This window comes from Lentzea atacamensis (assembly GCF_003269295.1).
In the GTDB taxonomy this organism is placed as follows: domain Bacteria; phylum Actinomycetota; class Actinomycetes; order Mycobacteriales; family Pseudonocardiaceae; genus Lentzea; species Lentzea atacamensis.
Window position 1 is genome coordinate 502,064 of the sequence record NZ_QLTT01000006.1, and the last position, 17,631, is coordinate 519,694.

At 68.6% G+C, this 17,631-nt stretch carries 19 protein-coding genes; 13 read left to right on the forward strand and 6 right to left on the reverse strand.

The window, feature by feature from the left end:
* Positions 1-60: 60 nt before the first annotated feature.
* A complete protein-coding gene (locus C8D87_RS28225) occupies positions 61-945 on the forward strand; it encodes a hypothetical protein (RefSeq protein WP_146771891.1) in 885 nt (294 codons plus the stop codon).
* Between the two features lie 313 nt (positions 946-1,258).
* Positions 1,259-2,386, forward strand: a complete 1,128-nt coding sequence (gene serC / locus C8D87_RS28230) for a phosphoserine transaminase (protein ID WP_109631809.1) — start codon at positions 1,259-1,261, stop codon at positions 2,384-2,386.
* Between the two features lie 51 nt (positions 2,387-2,437).
* Here the strand turns inward: serC and C8D87_RS28235 are convergent, their stop codons facing one another.
* The 4 genes from C8D87_RS28235 to C8D87_RS28250 are packed head-to-tail and all read right to left on the reverse strand — an operon-like array spanning position 2,438 to position 5,761.
* Positions 2,438-3,550, reverse strand: coding sequence for an ABC transporter permease (locus tag C8D87_RS28235; RefSeq protein WP_233442342.1), 1,113 nt, complete (start codon positions 3,548-3,550; stop codon positions 2,438-2,440).
* Positions 3,551-3,579: 29 nt separating this feature from the next.
* Complete coding sequence (locus tag C8D87_RS28240) at positions 3,580-4,230, reverse strand: ABC transporter ATP-binding protein (protein WP_112228975.1); 651 nt, start codon at positions 4,228-4,230, stop codon at positions 3,580-3,582.
* Positions 4,227-5,264 carry a peptidoglycan-binding domain-containing protein gene (locus C8D87_RS28245; protein ID WP_112228976.1) on the reverse strand — a complete coding sequence of 346 codons (1,038 nt, stop codon included), beginning with the start codon at positions 5,262-5,264 and terminating at the stop codon, positions 4,227-4,229. The genes C8D87_RS28240 and C8D87_RS28245 overlap by 4 nt, the downstream gene beginning before the upstream one ends.
* Entirely contained in the window at positions 5,261-5,761 is a 501-nt protein-coding gene (locus C8D87_RS28250) for a hypothetical protein (protein WP_112228977.1), read from the reverse strand. The genes C8D87_RS28245 and C8D87_RS28250 overlap by 4 nt, the downstream gene beginning before the upstream one ends.
* An 89-nt stretch (positions 5,762-5,850) precedes the next feature.
* Here C8D87_RS28250 and C8D87_RS28255 point away from each other — a divergent pair, with 89 nt between their 5' ends.
* The 7 genes from C8D87_RS28255 to C8D87_RS28285 all read left to right on the forward strand — a co-directional run bounded on the left by C8D87_RS28255 (position 5,851) and on the right by C8D87_RS28285 (position 10,394).
* Positions 5,851-6,510, forward strand: coding sequence for a response regulator transcription factor (locus tag C8D87_RS28255; RefSeq protein ID WP_112228978.1), 660 nt, complete (start codon positions 5,851-5,853; stop codon positions 6,508-6,510).
* On the forward strand, positions 6,507-7,643 hold the full coding sequence (locus C8D87_RS28260) for a sensor histidine kinase (protein WP_112228979.1): 1,137 nt from the start codon (positions 6,507-6,509) through the stop codon (positions 7,641-7,643). The genes C8D87_RS28255 and C8D87_RS28260 overlap by 4 nt, the downstream gene beginning before the upstream one ends.
* Positions 7,644-7,744: 101 nt before the next feature.
* Entirely contained in the window at positions 7,745-8,686 is a 942-nt protein-coding gene (sepH, locus tag C8D87_RS28265; protein ID WP_109631790.1) for a septation protein SepH, read from the forward strand.
* 16 nt (positions 8,687-8,702) lie between these two features.
* Positions 8,703-9,038: a hypothetical protein gene (locus tag C8D87_RS28270; RefSeq protein ID WP_146771892.1), complete on the forward strand. Its 336-nt coding sequence runs from the start codon at positions 8,703-8,705 to the stop codon at positions 9,036-9,038.
* Between the two features lie 64 nt (positions 9,039-9,102).
* Entirely contained in the window at positions 9,103-9,516 is a 414-nt protein-coding gene (locus C8D87_RS28275; protein WP_112228981.1) for a hypothetical protein, read from the forward strand.
* Positions 9,517-9,589: 73 nt separating this feature from the next.
* Positions 9,590-10,006 (forward strand): hypothetical protein, encoded by a 417-nt coding sequence (locus tag C8D87_RS28280; RefSeq protein ID WP_109631781.1) that lies wholly within the window; start codon positions 9,590-9,592, stop codon positions 10,004-10,006.
* Entirely contained in the window at positions 9,972-10,394 is a 423-nt protein-coding gene (locus C8D87_RS28285; protein ID WP_146231401.1) for a hypothetical protein, read from the forward strand. The genes C8D87_RS28280 and C8D87_RS28285 overlap by 35 nt, the downstream gene beginning before the upstream one ends.
* On the opposite strand, the gene C8D87_RS28290 is transcribed toward C8D87_RS28285, so the two are convergent.
* The gene (locus C8D87_RS28290) at positions 10,381-10,605 is read right to left on the reverse strand and encodes a hypothetical protein (protein ID WP_233439180.1); all 225 of its coding nucleotides are present in this window, start codon (positions 10,603-10,605) and stop codon (positions 10,381-10,383) included. The two genes, C8D87_RS28285 and C8D87_RS28290, sit on opposite strands and share 14 nt — an antisense overlap.
* A gap of 124 nt (positions 10,606-10,729) precedes the next feature.
* Here C8D87_RS28290 and C8D87_RS28295 point away from each other — a divergent pair, with 124 nt between their 5' ends.
* The 3 genes from C8D87_RS28295 to C8D87_RS28305 all read left to right on the forward strand — a co-directional run bounded on the left by C8D87_RS28295 (position 10,730) and on the right by C8D87_RS28305 (position 15,106).
* The gene (locus tag C8D87_RS28295) at positions 10,730-12,505 is read left to right on the forward strand and encodes an ABC transporter ATP-binding protein (RefSeq protein WP_233442323.1); all 1,776 of its coding nucleotides are present in this window, start codon (positions 10,730-10,732) and stop codon (positions 12,503-12,505) included.
* Positions 12,502-14,337 (forward strand): ABC transporter ATP-binding protein, encoded by a 1,836-nt coding sequence (locus C8D87_RS28300; RefSeq protein WP_112228984.1) that lies wholly within the window; start codon positions 12,502-12,504, stop codon positions 14,335-14,337. Before C8D87_RS28295 ends, C8D87_RS28300 begins: the two co-directional genes overlap by 4 nt.
* A gap of 166 nt (positions 14,338-14,503) precedes the next feature.
* Complete coding sequence (locus C8D87_RS28305) at positions 14,504-15,106, forward strand: DUF2537 domain-containing protein (RefSeq protein WP_112228985.1); 603 nt, start codon at positions 14,504-14,506, stop codon at positions 15,104-15,106.
* A gap of 24 nt (positions 15,107-15,130) precedes the next feature.
* Here the strand turns inward: C8D87_RS28305 and C8D87_RS28310 are convergent, their stop codons facing one another.
* Positions 15,131-15,922, reverse strand: coding sequence for a TrmH family RNA methyltransferase (locus tag C8D87_RS28310; RefSeq protein WP_109631766.1), 792 nt, complete (start codon positions 15,920-15,922; stop codon positions 15,131-15,133).
* Positions 15,923-16,131: 209 nt separating this feature from the next.
* Here C8D87_RS28310 and C8D87_RS28315 point away from each other — a divergent pair, with 209 nt between their 5' ends.
* The gene (locus tag C8D87_RS28315; RefSeq protein WP_109631762.1) at positions 16,132-17,628 is read left to right on the forward strand and encodes a glutamate--cysteine ligase family protein; all 1,497 of its coding nucleotides are present in this window, start codon (positions 16,132-16,134) and stop codon (positions 17,626-17,628) included.
* The last annotated feature ends 3 nt before the right edge of the window (positions 17,629-17,631 follow it).

The following is a 17,631-nucleotide window of genomic DNA, read 5'->3' on the forward strand; positions in this document are numbered from 1 at the left end:
GTTGATTGTGCTCATACGAACAGTCATCAGCACTGGCAGGGACATCAGTCGGGGGGACGGATGCTGCGGGAAGCGATTCTTTTCCTCGAGGAATTTATTCGCGGTCACGGTCCACCCGCCGTAGCCAAAGCTGTCGTCGGACTGATGTCGTTCGCGGTACTGCTCGGCGCCGTGCTCGGCAGTACAGCGATCAAATCGGGCGCGCTGGTGGCAGCGATCCTGCTCGCCGCGACTGCGGGCATCGTGCTGGCAGCAAACCGCGGTTCCGAACGACGTGAGCTCGAAGCACACAAAGAGCTGGTCTCGCGCTACTGCAACCACATCGACAAGGTTCGAGCCGGCTACCAGATTCGCGAGTGGGACGAGACCATGGTCATCGGCGATCGAGGTGACGCGCAGGCCAAGGTGACGGTGAGGCTCCGCCCACTACGAGCCGATCTTCTTTTCATCCGGCTGAAATTCGGCTGCGGCTGGAATCAGCCTGCACGATACCGCCACCGAGTCAGGATGTCCGTCCGAAACCTGCTCGTCGACGGCTCTGCGGGCACCACACTGCAGAAGACGTTGTCATGGCCGAAAGACGGGGCGATGACGGCGATAATTCACTTCCACTCACCGCCGCAGGAAGATTCGGAAATCTCGTTCGCCGTGGAGCTCGATTGGCCGAAACGATGCCTGCCGCTCATGGAAGGTTCGCCGGACGAGTTCGCCCTCATGTTCGCCCAACCGGTCGCGCACGCCATCTACAAGGTCGTCCTGCCCACGGACACCGACGCCTACGTGGAGCCGATCGGGCAGACGCCGGACGGCTATCGCTTGGACAAGTGCCAGGACGACATGCGCAGGCAAACGATCACGTTGGAACTCTTCGACCCGCCAGTCCGACACCGCGCCGGCGCGCGACTGGAGCTGGTGAAAGAACAGCGCGCGGTCTCACGTCGCTAACAGGGCGCGGTTCAGTCATCCTCATCCGTGGTGCCGCTGTTGCCACCCATGCCAGCACACATCCGCAACACTGAACACACTCTCCGTAACCATACGTGAACCGAGGTCACGGACCGTAACAGAGAACGGCAGTGATGATCAACTTGGGGATGCTGATCAACTTCGGTCGACCGGTCCGTTACCGTCGACCGACCACGTGACCCAGGACACCCGGCTGACATCTCCCGGCCACCCGCCTGCAACACTGTGAACTCCGGCAACGGCGCCGGTCAGGTCCCTTCAGCTCGTCAATCCGCCCCGGAGGCGTGACCACATGACCCAGACCGCCGATCCGACCACGTTGGTGCTTCCCGCCGAGCTCAAGCCGTCCGACGGCCGCTTCGGCTGTGGGCCGTCCAAGGTGCGGCCCGAGGCCGTCGCCGCCCTCGCGTCCGAGGGTGCGGCGCTGCTCGGCACGTCTCACCGGCAGAAGCCCGTCAAGAACCTCGTCGGCCGCGTCCGGTCCGGGCTGCGTGAGCTCTTCGGGCTGCCCGAGGGCTACGAGGTCGTGCTCGGCAACGGTGGCACCACGGCGTTCTGGGACGCGGCCTCGTTCGGACTGGTCCGCGAGACCGCCCAGCACTTCACCAACGGTGAGTTCTCGTCCAAGTTCGCCAAGGTGACGCAGACCGCGCCGTTCCTGAAGGACTCGCTGGTCACCAAGGCCGAGCCGGGCACCGCGCCCGAGCTCTTCTACGCCGAGGGCGCCGACCTGGTCGGCTGGGCGCAGAACGAGACCTCCACCGGTGTCGCGATGCCCGTGCTCCGGCCGGAGGGGTCGGAGAACGCGCTCATCGCCATCGACGCCACGTCGGGCGCGGGTGGTCTGCCGGTCAAGGCCGAGGACTTCGACGTCTACTACTTCGCGCCGCAGAAGTCGTTCGCCTCGGACGGCGGCCTGTGGATCGCGCTGATGTCGCCCAAGGCCCTGGAGCGCGTCGACGAGCTCAAGGACCGCTGGGTGCCGGAGTTCCTGTCGCTGCCGACGGCGCTCGACAACTCCACCAAGGACCAGACGTACAACACGCCGTCGATCGCCACGCTCTTCCTGCTGGCCGAGCAGATCGACTGGATCAACGGCAACGGTGGCCTGGACTGGTCGGTCAGCCGCACCAAGGACTCCAGCAGCCGCCTGTACGACTGGGCCGAGAAGACCGCCTACACGACGCCGTACGTGGAGAAGGCCGCTGACCGCTCGCAGGTCGTCGGCACGATCAACTTCAACGACGACGTCGACGCGGCGACTGTGGCGAAGGTGTTGCGCGCCAACGGCATCGTCGACGTCGAGCCGTACCGCAAGCTCGGCAAGAACCAGCTGCGGGTCGCGATGTTCCCGGCCATCGAGCCGAACGACATCACGATCCTCACGCAGGCCGTCGACTGGGTCGTCGGCCAGCTCTGAGAAGCGCAACCTGGGGTGCACCGCGAGACTTCTCGGTGCACCCCAGGGCTTTCAGGCAAGCGCTTCGGTCGGCGACTGGCGGGCCGCCCGGACCGCCGGGTAGACGCCGGCGATGGCGCCGATGGCCATGGCCGCGCCCACTCCCCCGAGCAGGGCGGGCCACGGCAGTGCCGCCGGCCACTTCTGGCTGATCGCGTAACCAGCCGTGACCGCGATCCCGACGACCACCCCTACGAGGCCGCCGAGGCCGGACAACAGCACCGACTCGGTGAGGAACTGCCATCTGATCTGCCGCCGGGTCGCCCCGAGCGCCCGCCGCAGACCGATCTCCCTGCGCCGTTCCAGCACCGAGATCACCATCGTGTTCGCCACGCCGACGCCACCCACCAACAACGCGACCACGCCCAGTCCCAGGAAGAGCGCGTTGTAGCTGTTCTCCGCGATCTGCTGCGCGGCCAGCGCGTCGGACGGCCGCGACACCTTCACCTCGTTGGACTGCTGAGGGTTCAACGTCGGGCCGAGCAGCTTGCGAACCTCGTCGACCTGCTCCTTGTCGGTCCGCACGTACACGGTGCTCGGGCTGCCGTCGAAGCCGAACACCTCCTTCGCCGCCTCCCAGCCGATCAGCGCGGCCCTGTCGATCTCGGGCGAGAGCGGCAGCGGCGCGAGGATCCCGACGACGCTGAACCACTGCCCGTCGATCCACACCTGCGTGCCGACGCGTTCGATGCCCAGACGCGAGGCGGCGGTCGAGCCGAGCACGATGGACTTCTCGCCGGGCTGCAGCCACCGGCCCCTGTCGACCTTGGCGTCGAGCACCTTCAGCAGGTCCTGGTCCGCAGCGGCCACCCGCAGGCCCAGCGTGTCACTGGACGGCACGTGGTCGGTCTTGCGCACGTTCGCCGAGATGGAGCCGGTGCCGCTGGCGGCTGTGACCGCGCCGATCCGGCGTGCCATCGGCACCGCGGTCTCCGGCAGCTTGGCGTCGCTGCCGCCGAACGTCTGGCCGGGCGCCGCGGTCAGCAGGTTGGTGCCGAGCGTGTTGAGCTTGTCCCTCAACGCCTGCGCGCTCGACGCCGGGATGCCGATCACGGCGACCAGTGCGGCGATGCCGATCGCGATGCCCAGCGCGGACAGCACCGCGCGCATCGGGCGGGTGCGCATCCCGAAGAAGCCGAGGCGCAGCAGGTCGATCACACGATCACCCCGTCGCGGACTTCGATGCGTCGTGGCGCCCGTGCGGCGACGTCGCGGTCATGCGTGATCAGCACGACTGTGGTGCCGTCGTTGTTCAAGCCCTCCAACAGTTCCAGCACACCGGCACCGTTGCGCGTGTCCAGGTTTCCGGTCGGCTCGTCGGCCAGCAGGATCCCCGGCGTGTTCACGACCGCGCGAGCGATGGCGACGCGCTGACGTTCACCACCGGACAACTCGTGCGGCTTGTGCAGTGCGCGGTGGATCAGCCCGACTCTGTCCAAAGCGGACATCGCGAGGGCACGTCTCTTGTGCCGCGGCACGCCCGCGTAGACCAGGCCCGCGGCGACGTTCTCGATCGCCGACAGGCCGTCGGTGAGGAAGAACTGCTGGAACACGAAGCCGATCGTGCGTGCCCGCAAGGCCGACAAGTCGTTGTCCGACAAAGAGGACACGTCGTGACCGTCAATCTCGACGCGGCCCGTGGTCGGCTTGTCCAGCGTGCCCATCAGGTGCAGCAGCGTGGACTTGCCGGAGCCGGACGGGCCGACGATCGCGAGCATCTCGCCGCCCCCGACGTTCAGCGACACGTCCCGCAACGCCTGCACGCCACCCGGATACGTCCGGCTCGCGTGGTCGATCGTGATCACTCGGTGGTCACCACCTTCATGCCCTCGCGCAGGCCGTCACCGCTGACCTCGACCTGGCCCTTGGCGAACAGGCCGACGGTGACCTTGATGATCTTGCGATCCTCGGTCTCCACGCCGTAGCCGCCCTCGGACAACGCGAGCAGCGCGCCGATCGGCACCGCGAGCACGTTCTGCTTCTTGCCGACCGTGAAGACGGTCGAGACCGTGGCCGAGTCGACGCCCTCCGCGGCGGCCGCGTCGTCGACCGAGATGGTCAGCACCAGCTTCGCCTTCTGGTCCATGCCGTTGCCCGCTGTCTTGGTGACGGACTGGATGGTGCCGGTGGTGGGCTTGCCGCCGGGGATCGACAGCTCGACCTTCTCTCCGATCTTCGCGAGGCGCTGCTTGTTGGTGTCGAGTTCGACGGTCACCGCGCGCTCGGTGCCGGTCACCTTCATCACCTCACCGCCAGCGGGCGCGCCGAGCTGCGCGACCAGCGACGACACCCGGATCGCGCCCGGTTGCACGACGACGTCGCCCTGGCCGAGCTTTCCGTTCTGCTCCAGGCCGTTCGCCTTCTGCCACTTCTTGATGGCGGCGGCGGTGTAGGAGGTGAACTTCTCGTCGGGGGCACCGAAGTCCTTGAACCCCAGGGCCGACAGGTTCTCTTCGACGACCTTGACGTCGGGTCCGTTCGGCATGCCCGCTTCCAGGTCGCGGTAGAGCGGCAGCGATCCGTAGAACAACGGCACAGGCTTCGCGTCTGCCGAGTACACCGCCTTGCCGCGGTCGATGACCGCGCCCTGGTCGGGCAGACCCGTGATGGTGCCTCCTTTGCGACCGGCCAGCGCTCGTTCCGCGCCGTAGCCGAGCTGCCCGGAGATGGACTGCTGGTCGGCGAGGTTCGTCTTCTTCACCGGAGCCGTCTTGACCGGATCCGGCTTGGGAGGCTCTGCGTTCGCCTGGCTCGACGCGACTCTGGTGAGCACCACGACCCCACCCGTGCCGAGCAGCACGGCCGCGATGATCGCGGTGATGACGACCTTCCGCTTCACTTGCCCTCCTCGGGCGCGGTCGCCATCTGGATGTTCAGGCCGCAGTCCTTCATGTCCTGCTTGACCTTCTCGTCCTCCATGTCCGGCAGCTCGATCGCCTGTCCCTTGGCGTTGCCGTCGAACTGCGGGTCAGGCCAGTTGTGGCCCTTGTCCCGCATGCACTTCGCCTGCTGACGCATCTTGTCCTGCTCCTCCGGTGACGGAGGCTTGAACTCGCCGCCGTTGGGCAGATGCTGCTTGCAGGCGTTGTGCGCGGCCTCGAACTTGCTCGCCTGCCCGTCGGAGCCGGCGTCCTCCGCCGGTGCCGCGCGCATCACGACACCGCCCTTGCCGTTGTCCTCGGGGTCGGGCATGTCGACACCGTTGTCCCGCATGCACTGGGCGAACTTGACCATGTCGCCCGTGTCGTCCTTCTTGGCGTTGCCGTTGTCCTGCTTGCTGCCACAGGCGACGAGCGCCAGCAGCACGGCGATCAGCACTGGGATGGTTTTCTTCACGGCGACAGGTCTACGGAGGGCGTCATTCGACGGCGTTAAGCGAAAGCCTTTATCCGGCGCTTATCCCCGGCACGCGGAAAATAGGTGTCATGCGTGTGCTGGTGGTCGAGGACGAACTGCTGCTCGCGGACACGATCGCCGAGGGACTGCGCCGGTTCTCGATGGCGGTCGACGTCTGTTACGACGGCGAAGCGGCGTTGGAGCGGGTGGGGGTGCACGCGTACGACGTCGTCGTGCTCGACCGCGACCTGCCTCTCGTGCACGGCGACGAGGTGTGCAAGGCGGTCCACTCGACCGGCGGCGAGGCACGGGTGCTGATGCTCACGGCTGCGGCCGAAGTGGACGACCGGGTCACCGGGCTCGGACTCGGTGCGGACGACTACCTGACCAAGCCGTTCGCGTTCGCCGAGCTCGTGGCGCGCGTGCAGGCGCTGGGCCGCCGGGCTCGACCGGCCCTGCCGCCGGTGCTCGAACGGGCGGGCGTCACGCTGGACGTGCCCCGGCACCAGGCGTCGCGGGACGGGAAGTTCCTGCCGCTCTCGCCCAAGGAGTTCGCCGTGCTGGAGGTGCTGATGCGGGCGGAGGGCAACGTGGTGAGCGCCGAGGAGCTGCTGGAGAAGGCCTGGGACGAGCACGCCGACCCGTTCACGAACGCCGTGCGGGTGGCGGTGATGACGCTGCGCCGCAAGCTGGGCGCGCCGCAGGTCATCGAGACGGTGCCCGGTGCCGGCTACCGGTTCGGCTCGTGACGCTGAGGACCAGGCTGACGGCCTGGTACGCCGGGGTGTTCCTGATCGCGGGCGTCGCGCTGATCGGGCTCAACTACTTCCTGCTGGCCGAGTGGATGCCGGTCGACGGCAGCGTCGCGGTGACACGGGCGCTTCCGATCGACCCGTACACCGGCCACGTGGTGGTGGAAGCGGCGCAACTGCCCGGCGACACCCAGGTGATCACCGGCGACCAGTTCAAGATGGCCACGATGAGCACCGTCCTGTGGCAGTCGATCATCGCGCTGCTCGTGGCCGCGGTGCTCGCCGTCTGGCTCGGCTGGGTGGTGGCCGGCCGGGTGCTGGCGCCGTTGCACTCGATCACCACGACCGCGCACCGGCTGGAGGCGGAACGGCTGGACCAGCGGATCGAGCTGGAGGGGCCGCAGGACGAGCTCAAGGAGCTCGCGGACACGTTCGACGGGATGCTCGACCGGCTCGCGTCGTCGTTCGACAGCCAGAAGCGGTTCGTCGCGAACGCGTCGCACGAGCTGCGCACGCCACTGGCCGTGCAACGGACGTTGATCGAGGTGGCGTTGGCCGATCCCGGCGCCTCGGACGACATGCGCCGTCTCGGAGCGCACCTGCTCGACACGAACGAGCGAAGCGAGAAGCTCATCGACGGGTTGTTGCTGCTCGCACGCAGTGATCGCGGCCTGGCCACCCGGGAGCTGGTCTGGCTGGACGAGACGATCGAGGACGAGGTCGAGTCGTGCGCCTCGCTGGCGGCCGCGAAGGAAGTCACCTTCGACGTGTCGGTGCGGCCGTATCTGGTCGAGGGCGATCCCGTGCTGCTCGCGCAGCTCGTCGGCAACCTGCTGCGCAACGCCGTGCTCTACAACAAACCTGGCGGGACCGTGTCGGTTCGTCTTGATCGAGAACTCGTCGTCTCGAACACCGGGCCGACCGTGCCCGCGGAGGCCGTGCCCGCCCTGTTCGAACCGTTCCGGCGGCTGCGCGACCGCACCGGGACCGCCGGATCTGGCCTCGGTCTGTCGATCGTGCAGTCCGTGGCGCGGGCGCATCAGGGGTCGGTGAAGGCTCGTCCGAACGGGGGAGGCGGCCTGGTGGTCCAGGTGAACCTTCCGGAAACGAACGTGCGACAGCCCTCGTGAACTGGCAAGATCACATTGAGATATCGGCGCGCCTCCCGCCCCCGGGTGGCTCGTTGTCCTAACGTTGTCTGCTGGCGAGGTGCAAATTCAGGGAGGCCACGATGCGAGCGCTGCGAGTCATCGGGCTCGACGAGGACGGCAAGTCCGTCATCCTCGAGGACCCCGAAAACCGCGGCGAGCGCTTCACGCTCCCCGCCGACGAGCGCCTTCGGGCTGCACTGCGCGGTGATCTGGCCCGCCTCGGCCAGATGCAGATCGAGGCAGGCGAGGCCCAGATGCGGCCGCGCGAGATCCAGGCCCGCATCCGCGCCGGTGAGTCGATCGAGCAGGTCGCGGCCGCCGCCGGCATGCCGACGCACCGCATCGAGCGGTTCGCGTACCCGGTGCTGCTGGAGCGTTCGCGCACGGCCGATCTGGCCCAGCGCGCGCACCCGGTCCGCGAGGACGGCCCCGACGTGCAGACGCTCGGCGAGGTCGTCGCGCACTCGTTCGGCCTGCGCGGACACGACCTCTCCGACACCTCGTGGGACTCGTGGCGCGGTGACGACGGCCGCTGGATCGTGCAGCTGCACTGGAAGACCGGACGCTCGGACAACCGGGCGCACTGGGCGTTCCACCCCGGTGCGCAGGGCGGCACGGTGACGGCGCTGGACGACGCCGCTGTCGACCTCATGGACCCGAACCCGAACCGCACGCTGCGCACGGTGCGGCCGGTGACGCAGCTGGCGCGGCAGGCCCTGGAGGCGACTCCGGTGGCCACCCCCGCTCCCGTCGCGGAGGAGCCTGCTCCGGTGCCGGTTCAGGCGCCTGCGCCAGCGCCGGCCCCCGCTCCGGCTCCGGTCGTGGCGGAGAAGCCGGTTCAGGAGGAGCTGCCAGAGCCGGAGCCCGCCCCTGCCCCACCTCCACCACCGGTGAAGAAGGAGCAGGAGCCCGCTGCGGAGAAGCCGGTGCGCAAGGACCCTCCTCCCAAGCGGGGGAAGAAGAACCACCCCATCGTCCCTTCGTGGGAGGACGTTTTACTGGGCGTGCGGTCGAACCGCTGACTGATCGGCTGACGCCGTGGGACGTCGTGTCGCGCTGGCTGCCGGAGTGGGCGCACTCCTCGGTCTCGCCTGGTGGGGAGTGTTCGCACTCATCTCGTCGGGCGCGGTCTGCTCGTTCGAGGACTGGGGCTGCCTCGGCACCTTCGTGATGACCGTGCCGGTCTTCGCGGTGGTGGCGGCGGCGCTCGGGTGGGTGGCGTTGCGTTCTCTGGGTGTGTCGCGGGCAGGGCTGGTGGCCGTGCCCGCGACCCTCATGTCCGTGGTGGCGATGGTGCTCCTGCTCGGACTGCCCTTCCTGGCCTTCCTGGTGTTCGCGGCGCTGTACGCGTTGATCGCCGTGCTCACCCGGTGAAGGTGATGTGGAGGGTTCGTGCAGACCGGCCTGATCGCGTCGAAGATCAGGTAGCTCTTGGCGCATGGTGTTGCGCACTGCGGTCGGTGCCGCCGTCGGAACGGTGGCGGGCGCCGGGTTCCTGCAGACCCTGAAACTGTTCACGCGGTACTGCGACAGCGGTCCCGTCGTGGCGGGCTGCGGTGCCGCCTTCCCGCTGGCGTTCGGACTGAACTTCTCGATCTGGATGGTCGTCGCCGCGGCGCTGATCTGCACGGGGTTCCGGGCGTTGCGGACGGAGCGCGGGTGGTGGGCGGCGGGGATCGGCAGCGGGCTGTGGTTCGTGCTGTTCCTGGCGGTCATCCACGTGCGGGTGTTCCACCTCGGCGACCTGTACCAGGAGGATGTTCATCGCTTCCTGGAGATCGCGTACGTGCTGGTCGCGTGCGTCGGCTACGCGGTTGCCGCCTTGTGCGTCGGCCAGCGGCGGACGGCGTGAGCACGTGCTCCGGGTTCTGGTCGCGCAGCTCCCCTCATGGCGAGGTCACCCGCGGCTCGCCATGATCGGTCGCATGAGGGCGGTCACAGCGGGGTTGGTGGGGGCGTTGTGCGGGGCGGGGTGGTTCGCGTCGCTCCAGCCGTCGGGGGAGTTCCTGTGCCGGGACAGCGGGCTGGAGTGCGTCGTCGGGCTGATCCTGCTGGTCGTGCCGGCCCTGGTGATCGTCTGGGGTGTCGTGGGGTGGGGGCTGCTGCGGCTCGCGCGGTTCTCCCCCGCCTGGCCGACCGCCGTGGTGGGGACAGCGGGTGCGGTCGTGTTGCTGCTGATCAGCACGTTCGGTCTCAGGTTCGTGCAGGTTCAGCTGCCGGAGGACGCCGGGATCTTCGTGGTCGCGATCGCGGCTGCCGGTGGCTACGCCTTGGCCGCTGCGGTGACCGCTGGTTACGGTGGTCGGCGTGACCGAACAGAGCACAGCGGGCAAGACGGGTAAGGCAGGACGCCGGCTCCTCTTCCGGGTCGTCCTGTCGATGGCCGTCGGGGCGGGGCTCGTGCTCGGGTGGACGTGGGCGTACGAGTCGGGCTTCCTGAAGTCGTGGCTCGACAGCACCTCGATGTCGACGTTCCTGCTGCTCGTGCTGATCGGGCTGCCGCTCGCGCTGGTGTCGTCGCTGGTGCTGGCCGGGCCGATCCTGTGGATCTTCGGGGTGCGGCCGGTGTGGCCGATCATCCTGCTCGGGCCGATCCTGCTGGGGCTCGGCCTCTACTTCAAGGTGCACGAGCCCGTCCTCGGGTGGTTCACGAACCGGCACCACGCCGAGGCCTTGCTCGCGGCCGTCGCCTACGGGCTGGTCGCGCTCTTCACGTTCAAGAGGTCGTAGGCACCTCGTCGAGCAGGTTCAGGTCCCAGCCCTCGCGTTCGCACCAGTCCTCGGCCTCCTCGCGGGAGACGTACATCGCGTGCCGCGGCCGTGGGCCGGCCAGGTGGTCCCAGCCGTCCGGGGCCAGCACGTAGTTCGCTCCATCGTGTGAGGCGATGAGCCGTCCGTGTGGAAACGCCATCGTCTGCTCGGTTCGCAGAAACCGCGTCATGTCGGTCATCGTGCCCTTGACCTCGACCTAAGTCGAGACAGCAGGCTCCGGTGGGGAGAAAAACCGGATGCTGACAGTCGGTCGTCCTTCGTACTTTGGAGACGACCTGGAGGGGGCTCATCGCGTGAGCGATCAACGTAACTCGACGATCCGCACCTTGCGAAGGCTGTGGCCGTACGTGCGGCCGCACCGCGCACGGATGGCTGTCGTGGTCTCGGCGACGATGCTCGCGATGCTGTGCGGTCTTGGCATCCCGCTGCTCACGCAGCGCATCGTCGATGGTCCGATTCAGAACAAGCAGACCGAGTTGCTGCCGTGGCTGATCCTCGGCGTGCTGGTGCTCGGTGTCAGCGAGGCGACACTCTTCTACATCCGCCGCAAGATCGTCGCCCGGCCCGCGGCCGAGGTCGAGGCACGCATGCGGTTCGACCTCTACCAGCACCTTCAGCGGCTGCCGGTGGCGTTTCACGACCGGTGGCAGTCGGGTCAGCTGCTGTCCCGCGCGACGAACGACCTCACGACCGTGCGGCGGTTCGTCGCGTTCGCGATCGTCTTCCTGATCGTGAACAGCATCGTCATCGTGATCGGGCTGGGCATCATCGCGGCGCTCTCGCCGTCGCTGCTGATCGTGTCGCTGTGCGGTGCGCTGCCGTTGATCGTGATCTCGTACTTCTTCGAGAAGAAGTTCAAGGTCGTCGCGCGGCAGGCGCAGGACCAGGCGGGCGACCTGACCACGACCCTCGAGGAGTCGGTGCTCGGCATCCGGGTGCTCAAGGCGTTCGGGCGCGGGCCGGAGCTCTCGAAGCGGTTCCTGGCGCAGGCTCGTGACCTGCGGGCGACTGAGCTGCAGAAGGTCTCGATCCTGGCGTCGCTGTGGTCGGTCCTGATCGTGCTGCCGGAGCTGTCGATCGCGGGCATGCTCGGCGTCGGCGCGATCGGCATCATCAACGGCACGATGACGGTCGGCACGCTGATCGCCGCCGTCGCGGTGAGCGCGTACCTGCGCTGGCCGATCGACTCGATCGGCTGGTTGCTGGCGGAGACGAACCAGGCCGCCTCCGCACTGGAACGCTACTGGGAGGTCATCGACTCCCCCGTGACGATCACCAGCCCCGCCCGGCCCGCGCCGCTGCCGACGCCGCTGCGCGGGCACGTTCGTTTCGAGGGCGTGCGGTTCGCGTTCGAGGACGGCAAGGAGGTGCTCTCGGGCATCGACCTCGACCTGCGTCCCGGTGAGACGGTGGCGCTGGTCGGCGCGACCGGCTCCGGCAAGACGACGCTGACCGCGCTGGTGCCGCGGCTGGCCGACGTCACGGGCGGCCGCGTCACGATCGACGGCGTCGACGTGCGGGACTTCGCGCTGGAGGACCTGCGGCGCGTGGTCGGCACGGCGTTCGAGGAACCGGTGCTGTTCTCCGCGTCGGTGACCGAGAACGTCGGGCTCGGCGTGCCGGACGTCTCCGAGACCGCGGTGCGCGAGGCGTTGCGCATCGCCAAGGCGGAGGAGTTCGTGGACGCGCTGCCGTGGGGCCTCGCGACCCGCATCGGTGAGCAGGGCCTGTCGCTGTCCGGTGGTCAGCGGCAACGGCTGGCGCTCGCCCGCGCGGTCGTCGGCAGGCCGGCGGTGCTGGTGCTGGACGACCCGCTGTCGGCTTTGGACGTCCACACCGAGGCCGAGGTGGAAGCCGCGCTGCGGCGGGTGCTGCACGGCGTGACGGCGCTGGTGGTGGCGCACCGGTCGTCCACGGTGCAGCTCGCCGACCGCGTGGCGATGCTGGTCAACGGCAAGATCGCCGCGATCGGCTCGCACCGCGAGTTGCTGGCGACGAACGAGGAATACCGGCGCCTGCTGTCCAGCTCGGACAGCGAGGAGATCGTGGCAGAGGAGGTGGCGTCGTGAGTGATCAGGCTGTGGTTCAACAAGAAGAGTGGCGCGGCGTCGCCGCCGAGGAGATCGACGAGATCTCGCACTCGACAGGTCTGCGCCTGCAGGCCAGGTCGCGCAAGCTCCTGGGTTCGCTGCTGCGCCCGCACGTGGGGCGCACTTCGCTCGCGATCGGGGCGGTGGTCGGCGGCAACCTCGCGAACCTGGCGGGCCCGCTGTTGATCGCCGCCGCGATCGACCAGGGCATCCCGGCCGCGATGGACGGCGGCGCGTCGATCCTGGTGTGGTGCGTGGCCGGCTACGCGATCTGCGCGGTGCTGACGACGTTCCTGCGCTGGGCGTTCCTGCGGATCTCCGGCCGCGTGGGGCAGGACCTGCTCCTGGACCTGCGCGGGCGGATCTTCCGGCACTCGCAGCGCCTGTCCGTCGGCTTCCACGAGTCGTACACGTCCGGCAAGGTCATCTCCCGGCTGACGAGCGACGTGGACGCGTTGCAGGACCTGCTCGAAGAGGGTCTGGACAGCCTGTTCAACGCCCTGCTGTCGGTGGCGGGCATCGCGATCATCCTGATCTACCTGGACGCCCCGCTGGCCATGGTCGTGGTGGCGGGCTTCCTGCCGGCGTACGTCATCTGGCGCTGGTTCCGCCACCGCTCGATGGAGGCCTACCGAGGCACGCGCGGCGCCATCGCCAAGATCATCGTCCAGTTCGTGGAGTCCATGAACGGCATCCGCGCGGTGCAGGCGTTCCGCCGCCAGCCCCGCAACGAGCAGATCATGAAGGGCTTCAACGCCCAGTTCCGCGACGCGAACACCGACGCCCTCGGCGTGATGGCCACCTTCACCGCGTCGATCCGCGTGATCGGCAACGTGTCCCTGGCCATCGTCCTCGCCTGGGGCGCCTACCGCGTGGCGGGAGGCTCCCTCGAACTGGGCGTGCTGACGGCGTTCACGGTGTACCTGCGCCGCTTCTACGACCCGTTCGACGAGCTGGCGATGTTCGCGAACTCCTACTCCTCGGCGACGGCCGCGCTGGAGAAGATCTCCGGTGTCCTGGAGGAGGAGCCGTCGGTCCCGGAACCCACCTCGCCCGTGGCGCTGCCGCACGCACGCGGCGCCATCCGCTTCGCCGGGGTCGAGTTCCAGTACCCCGGAGCGTCCAGGCAGGTGCTGCCACGCTTCTCCCTGGACGTGCCCGCAGGCCAAACCGTGGCCTTGGTGGGCGCAACCGGCGCCGGCAAGACCACGCTGGCCAAACTGGTGTCCCGCTTCTACGACCCGACCGCTGGCTCCGTCCGGCTGGACGGCGTCGACCTGCGTTCCGTGGCGGACACGGACCTGCGCCGGGCCGTGGTGATGGTGACCCAGGAGAACTTCCTGTTCTCGGGCTCCGTGGCCGACAACATCGCCCTGGGCCGCCCGTCCGCGTCACGCGCCGAAATCGAAGCGGCAGCCGCCGAGGTGGGCGCACACGAGTTCATCGCCGCGCTGCCCGACGGCTACGACACGGACGTCCGCAAACGAGGCGGCCGCCTGTCAGCCGGCCAGCGCCAGATGGTGGCCTTCGCGCGCGCCTTCCTGGCCGACCCGGCGGTACTGGTCCTGGACGAGGCGACATCGTCTCTGGACGTCCCCACCGAACGCGCCGTGCAGGCCGCCCTGGAAACAGTCCTGGCCGACCGCACAGCGTTCATCATCGCCCACCGCCTGTCGACGGTCCTGATCGCAGACCGCGTACTGGTGCTGGATGGTGGCATTGTGGTGGAAGACGGCTCCCCCGAGGAGCTGATCGGTGAGCGGGGCCGTTTCGCGGCTCTGCACACGGCCTGGCGCGACTCGCTCGCCTAGGCCAGTGGTCGCGTTCGCGCCAATGGGGATCTGGCGCGAACGCGACCTCACGACCTGGCCGTCGAACGGCCAAGGCGAAGCCGAGGCATCCCCGCAGCCGTTCTCCCTCCCCACAGCCGTCCGATAGGTTCTGCCACGAGGGCTCCCAAAGACCGTAGGAGGGTTCGTGGAGTTGCGAGTCCGGGACGGCCGCGCCGTGCTAGCCGGCGAGGACGAGTCCGGTGAACGCGAGGTCGACCCGCACAGCCTGCCGCTGGGCGCCGATCTGGCCGAAGCTCTGCACGAGTGGGCGAAGGTCGCGGACGCGGTCGTCCGCACCGAAACGCCTGCCGACGGCGTGGCCAGCGCGCTGGTCACGCGGCGGGGCAAGCAGCTCGCGGGCAGAATCGCGGCCGTCATGAACGCCCCGGTCCAGTACACGGACCCGGTCAGCGGCGAGCTGGTGAGCGTCGGGGCGCCGGAAGCGCCTCCCACGGCCACCGTGCAGACCGTGACCGAGGACGAGGAACCCGAGCCGACGCCGTGGGGCACCGGGCTCACGGTCAGCTTCATCACGGCGGCGATCGTCACGGTGACCGTGGTGTCGCTGTCGCTGGGCCTGGGCGAGACCAGCCGGTGGCTCGCGCTGATCGCGAACATCCTGGTCGTGGGTGGTCTGGCACCGAGCGTGTGGCTGGGCCGCAACGTGCCGGTGTGGCGCTGGGTCGCTTACGGCGTGGTCACCGGCGTGATCGTCGCCTGGCTCGCGCTGATCCTCACGCTGCTCTGAAACCCGGCTCTGCAAACCCGGCCGCTAGAGCAGCGCGTAGAACGCCACCGCACCGGCAGTGGCCACGTTCAGCGAGTCCACCCCGGACGACATCGGAATCCGCACCGCCAGGTCCGCCGCCGAAATCGCCTCCTCGGTCAGCCCCGGCCCTTCCGAGCCCAGCAGGACCGCCACCCTGCGACCGCGCAAACCGGCATCTGCAAGATGCAGGGCGGAGGCGCGCGGGGTCAGAGCGGCAACTGTGAACCCCTTGTGCCGCAACGAGTTCAGCGCCGCGGGCCACTGATCCGTGGTAGCGAACGGCACGCGCAGCACGTGGCCCATCGACACCCGCACGCTGCGTCGATACAGCGGATCGCTGCAGCCGGGGCCCAGCACCACGCCGTCCACGCCCAGGGCCGCGGCGTTGCGGAAGATCGAACCCAGGTTCTCGTGGTCGCCCACGCCCTCCAGGACCGCCAGGCGTTGCGAGCGGTCGGCCAACGCGTCGAACGACACCGCCGGAGCCCGGTCGGCAGCGGCCAGCACTCCCCGGTTCAGGTGAAACCCGACGACCGACGCCATCACCTCGGCTGAGGTCACGTAGGCGGGAACGTCCAGGTCGGAGAGGTCGAGTGCCTCGATCCGGCGCCGCACCCCGAGCAGCCCGCGCACCGGGTACGGCGAGGCCAGCAGCCGTTCGACCACGACGACGCCCTCGGCGATCACGAGACCGCGCCCTCCCGGCCGGTCAGGCCTGCGATCGGCCGTCGAGAGGTCGCGGAAGTCGTCCAGCCTCGGGTCGGCAGGATCGTTGATCTCGATCACCTTTGCCACGCCGGAAGTTTCGCATCCGGCCCGATGTGGAACAGGCGAGGTAGTCCGGAGGGCGGAATGGCACACGCCCGACCAGCGGATGATCGCTGGTTGTTACCTCGACGTGACAGAGAGCACCGAAATGGGCGATGTAAAGGAGGTTTCGGCTGTGTCACGTTTGGCGTTCCGCCTGGCCCGCGCCCACCGGCGCCGAGCGAAGGGGTAGCGGCATGGGAAGCGAAGTGTCCAGCCGCACGTTCACCAGAGATGATCGCCAGCATTACCGCTCCAAGATGCAGCGCAGCCTGGACGCGTTGGCGACGATGCTGGCAGAAGACACATTTTCCTTTCCCCGTCGGCAGATGGGGCTCGAGATCGAGTTGAACCTCGTCGACGACGCGATGCGGCCGGCGATGGCGAACTCGGAGGTGCTCGAGAAGATCGACGATCCCTCCTACACGCTCGAACTGGGACAGCAGAACCTCGAGATCAACGTCCCGCCGCGCGAGCTGGCAGGGGGTGAGATGCTTGGCCTGGAAGAGGAACTGCGCACGTCGCTCGACAGCGCCGACTCGAAGGCCAACGACGTGGGCGCCAACCTCGCCATGATCGGCGTGCTGCCCACGTTGCGAGAGCGGCACTTCGACAAGAAGTGGCTCTCCGAGAGCCCGAGGTACGCGCTCCTCAACGACACCATCTTCGCCGCCCGCGGCGAGGAGATGGTGTTGCAGATGGAAGGCCCGGCGATGCCGGGCAAAGCGCCGGAAAAGCTGCTCGCCTACGCGGAGTCGATCCTGCCGGAGGCGGCGTGCACGTCCGTGCAGCTGCACCTGCAGGTCGAGCCGACGCACTTCGCCGCGCACTGGAACGCCGCCCAGTGCCTGGCCGGCGTGCAGGTCGCGATCGCCGCGAACTCGGCTTTCCTGCTGGGCAAGGCGCTCTGGCACGAGACCCGCATCCCGTTGTTCCAGCAGGCCACCGACACCCGCCCGGACGAGCTGAAGAACCAGGGCGTCCGTCCGCGCGTGTGGTTCGGTGAACGGTGGATCACGTCGATCTTCGACCTGTTCGAGGAGAACGTGCGCTACTTCCCCAGCCTGCTGCCCGAAACCGACGACGAGGACCCGATCGAAACCCTCGAAGCCGGTGGCGCGCCTCGTCTTTCCGAGCTGCGCCTGCACAACGGCACGATCTGGCGCTGGAACCGCCCGGTGTACGACGTCGTCGACGGCGTGCCGCACCTGCGCGTGGAGAACCGGGTCCTGCCCGCGGGACCGACGGTGCTCGACACGATGGCGAACGCCGCCTTCTTCTACGGCACCCAACGCGCGCTCACCGCCCAGGAACGTCCACTGTGGACGCAGATGTCGTTCCAGGCGGCTGAGGAGAACCTCTACACCGGTGCCAGGCACGGCATGCACGCCCAGCTGTACTGGCCCGGCATCGGCTGGATCCCACCGGACGAGCTCGTGCTGCGCCGGCTCCTGCCGATGGCGCACGAGGGCCTGCGCGACTGCGGTGTCTCCGACGAGGCCCGCGAACGCTACCTCGGCGTGATCGAGCAGCGTTGCCTCGCACGGCGCACCGGCTCGTCGTGGCAGCGCGAAACCGTTGCCCTGCTTGAGGAACGCGGCCTGTCGAGGGACGCGGCCCTGTCCGGGATGCTCAAGCGGTACATGGAGCTGATGCACGCCGGCGAACCGGTGCACACGTGGCACGTCGGCTGACCC

Excerpts from the sequence above, each read along its gene's own strand:
- C8D87_RS28290 (WP_233439180.1), bottom strand. The coding sequence starts at position 10,605 with ATGACGCGGTTTCTGCGAACCGAGCAGACGATGGCGTTTCCACACGGA.
- sepH (WP_109631790.1), top strand. The coding sequence starts at position 7,745 with ATGCGAGCGCTGCGAGTCATCGGGCTCGACGAGGACGGCAAGTCCGTC.
- C8D87_RS28280 (WP_109631781.1), top strand. The coding sequence starts at position 9,590 with ATGAGGGCGGTCACAGCGGGGTTGGTGGGGGCGTTGTGCGGGGCGGGG.
- C8D87_RS28235 (WP_233442342.1), bottom strand. The coding sequence starts at position 3,550 with ATGCGCACCCGCCCGATGCGCGCGGTGCTGTCCGCGCTGGGCATCGCG.
- C8D87_RS28255 (WP_112228978.1), top strand. The coding sequence starts at position 5,851 with ATGCGTGTGCTGGTGGTCGAGGACGAACTGCTGCTCGCGGACACGATC.
- C8D87_RS28275 (WP_112228981.1), top strand. The coding sequence starts at position 9,103 with ATGGTGTTGCGCACTGCGGTCGGTGCCGCCGTCGGAACGGTGGCGGGC.
- serC (WP_109631809.1), top strand. The coding sequence starts at position 1,259 with ATGACCCAGACCGCCGATCCGACCACGTTGGTGCTTCCCGCCGAGCTC.
- C8D87_RS28225 (WP_146771891.1), top strand. The coding sequence starts at position 61 with ATGCTGCGGGAAGCGATTCTTTTCCTCGAGGAATTTATTCGCGGTCAC.
- C8D87_RS28315 (WP_109631762.1), top strand. The coding sequence starts at position 16,132 with ATGGGAAGCGAAGTGTCCAGCCGCACGTTCACCAGAGATGATCGCCAG.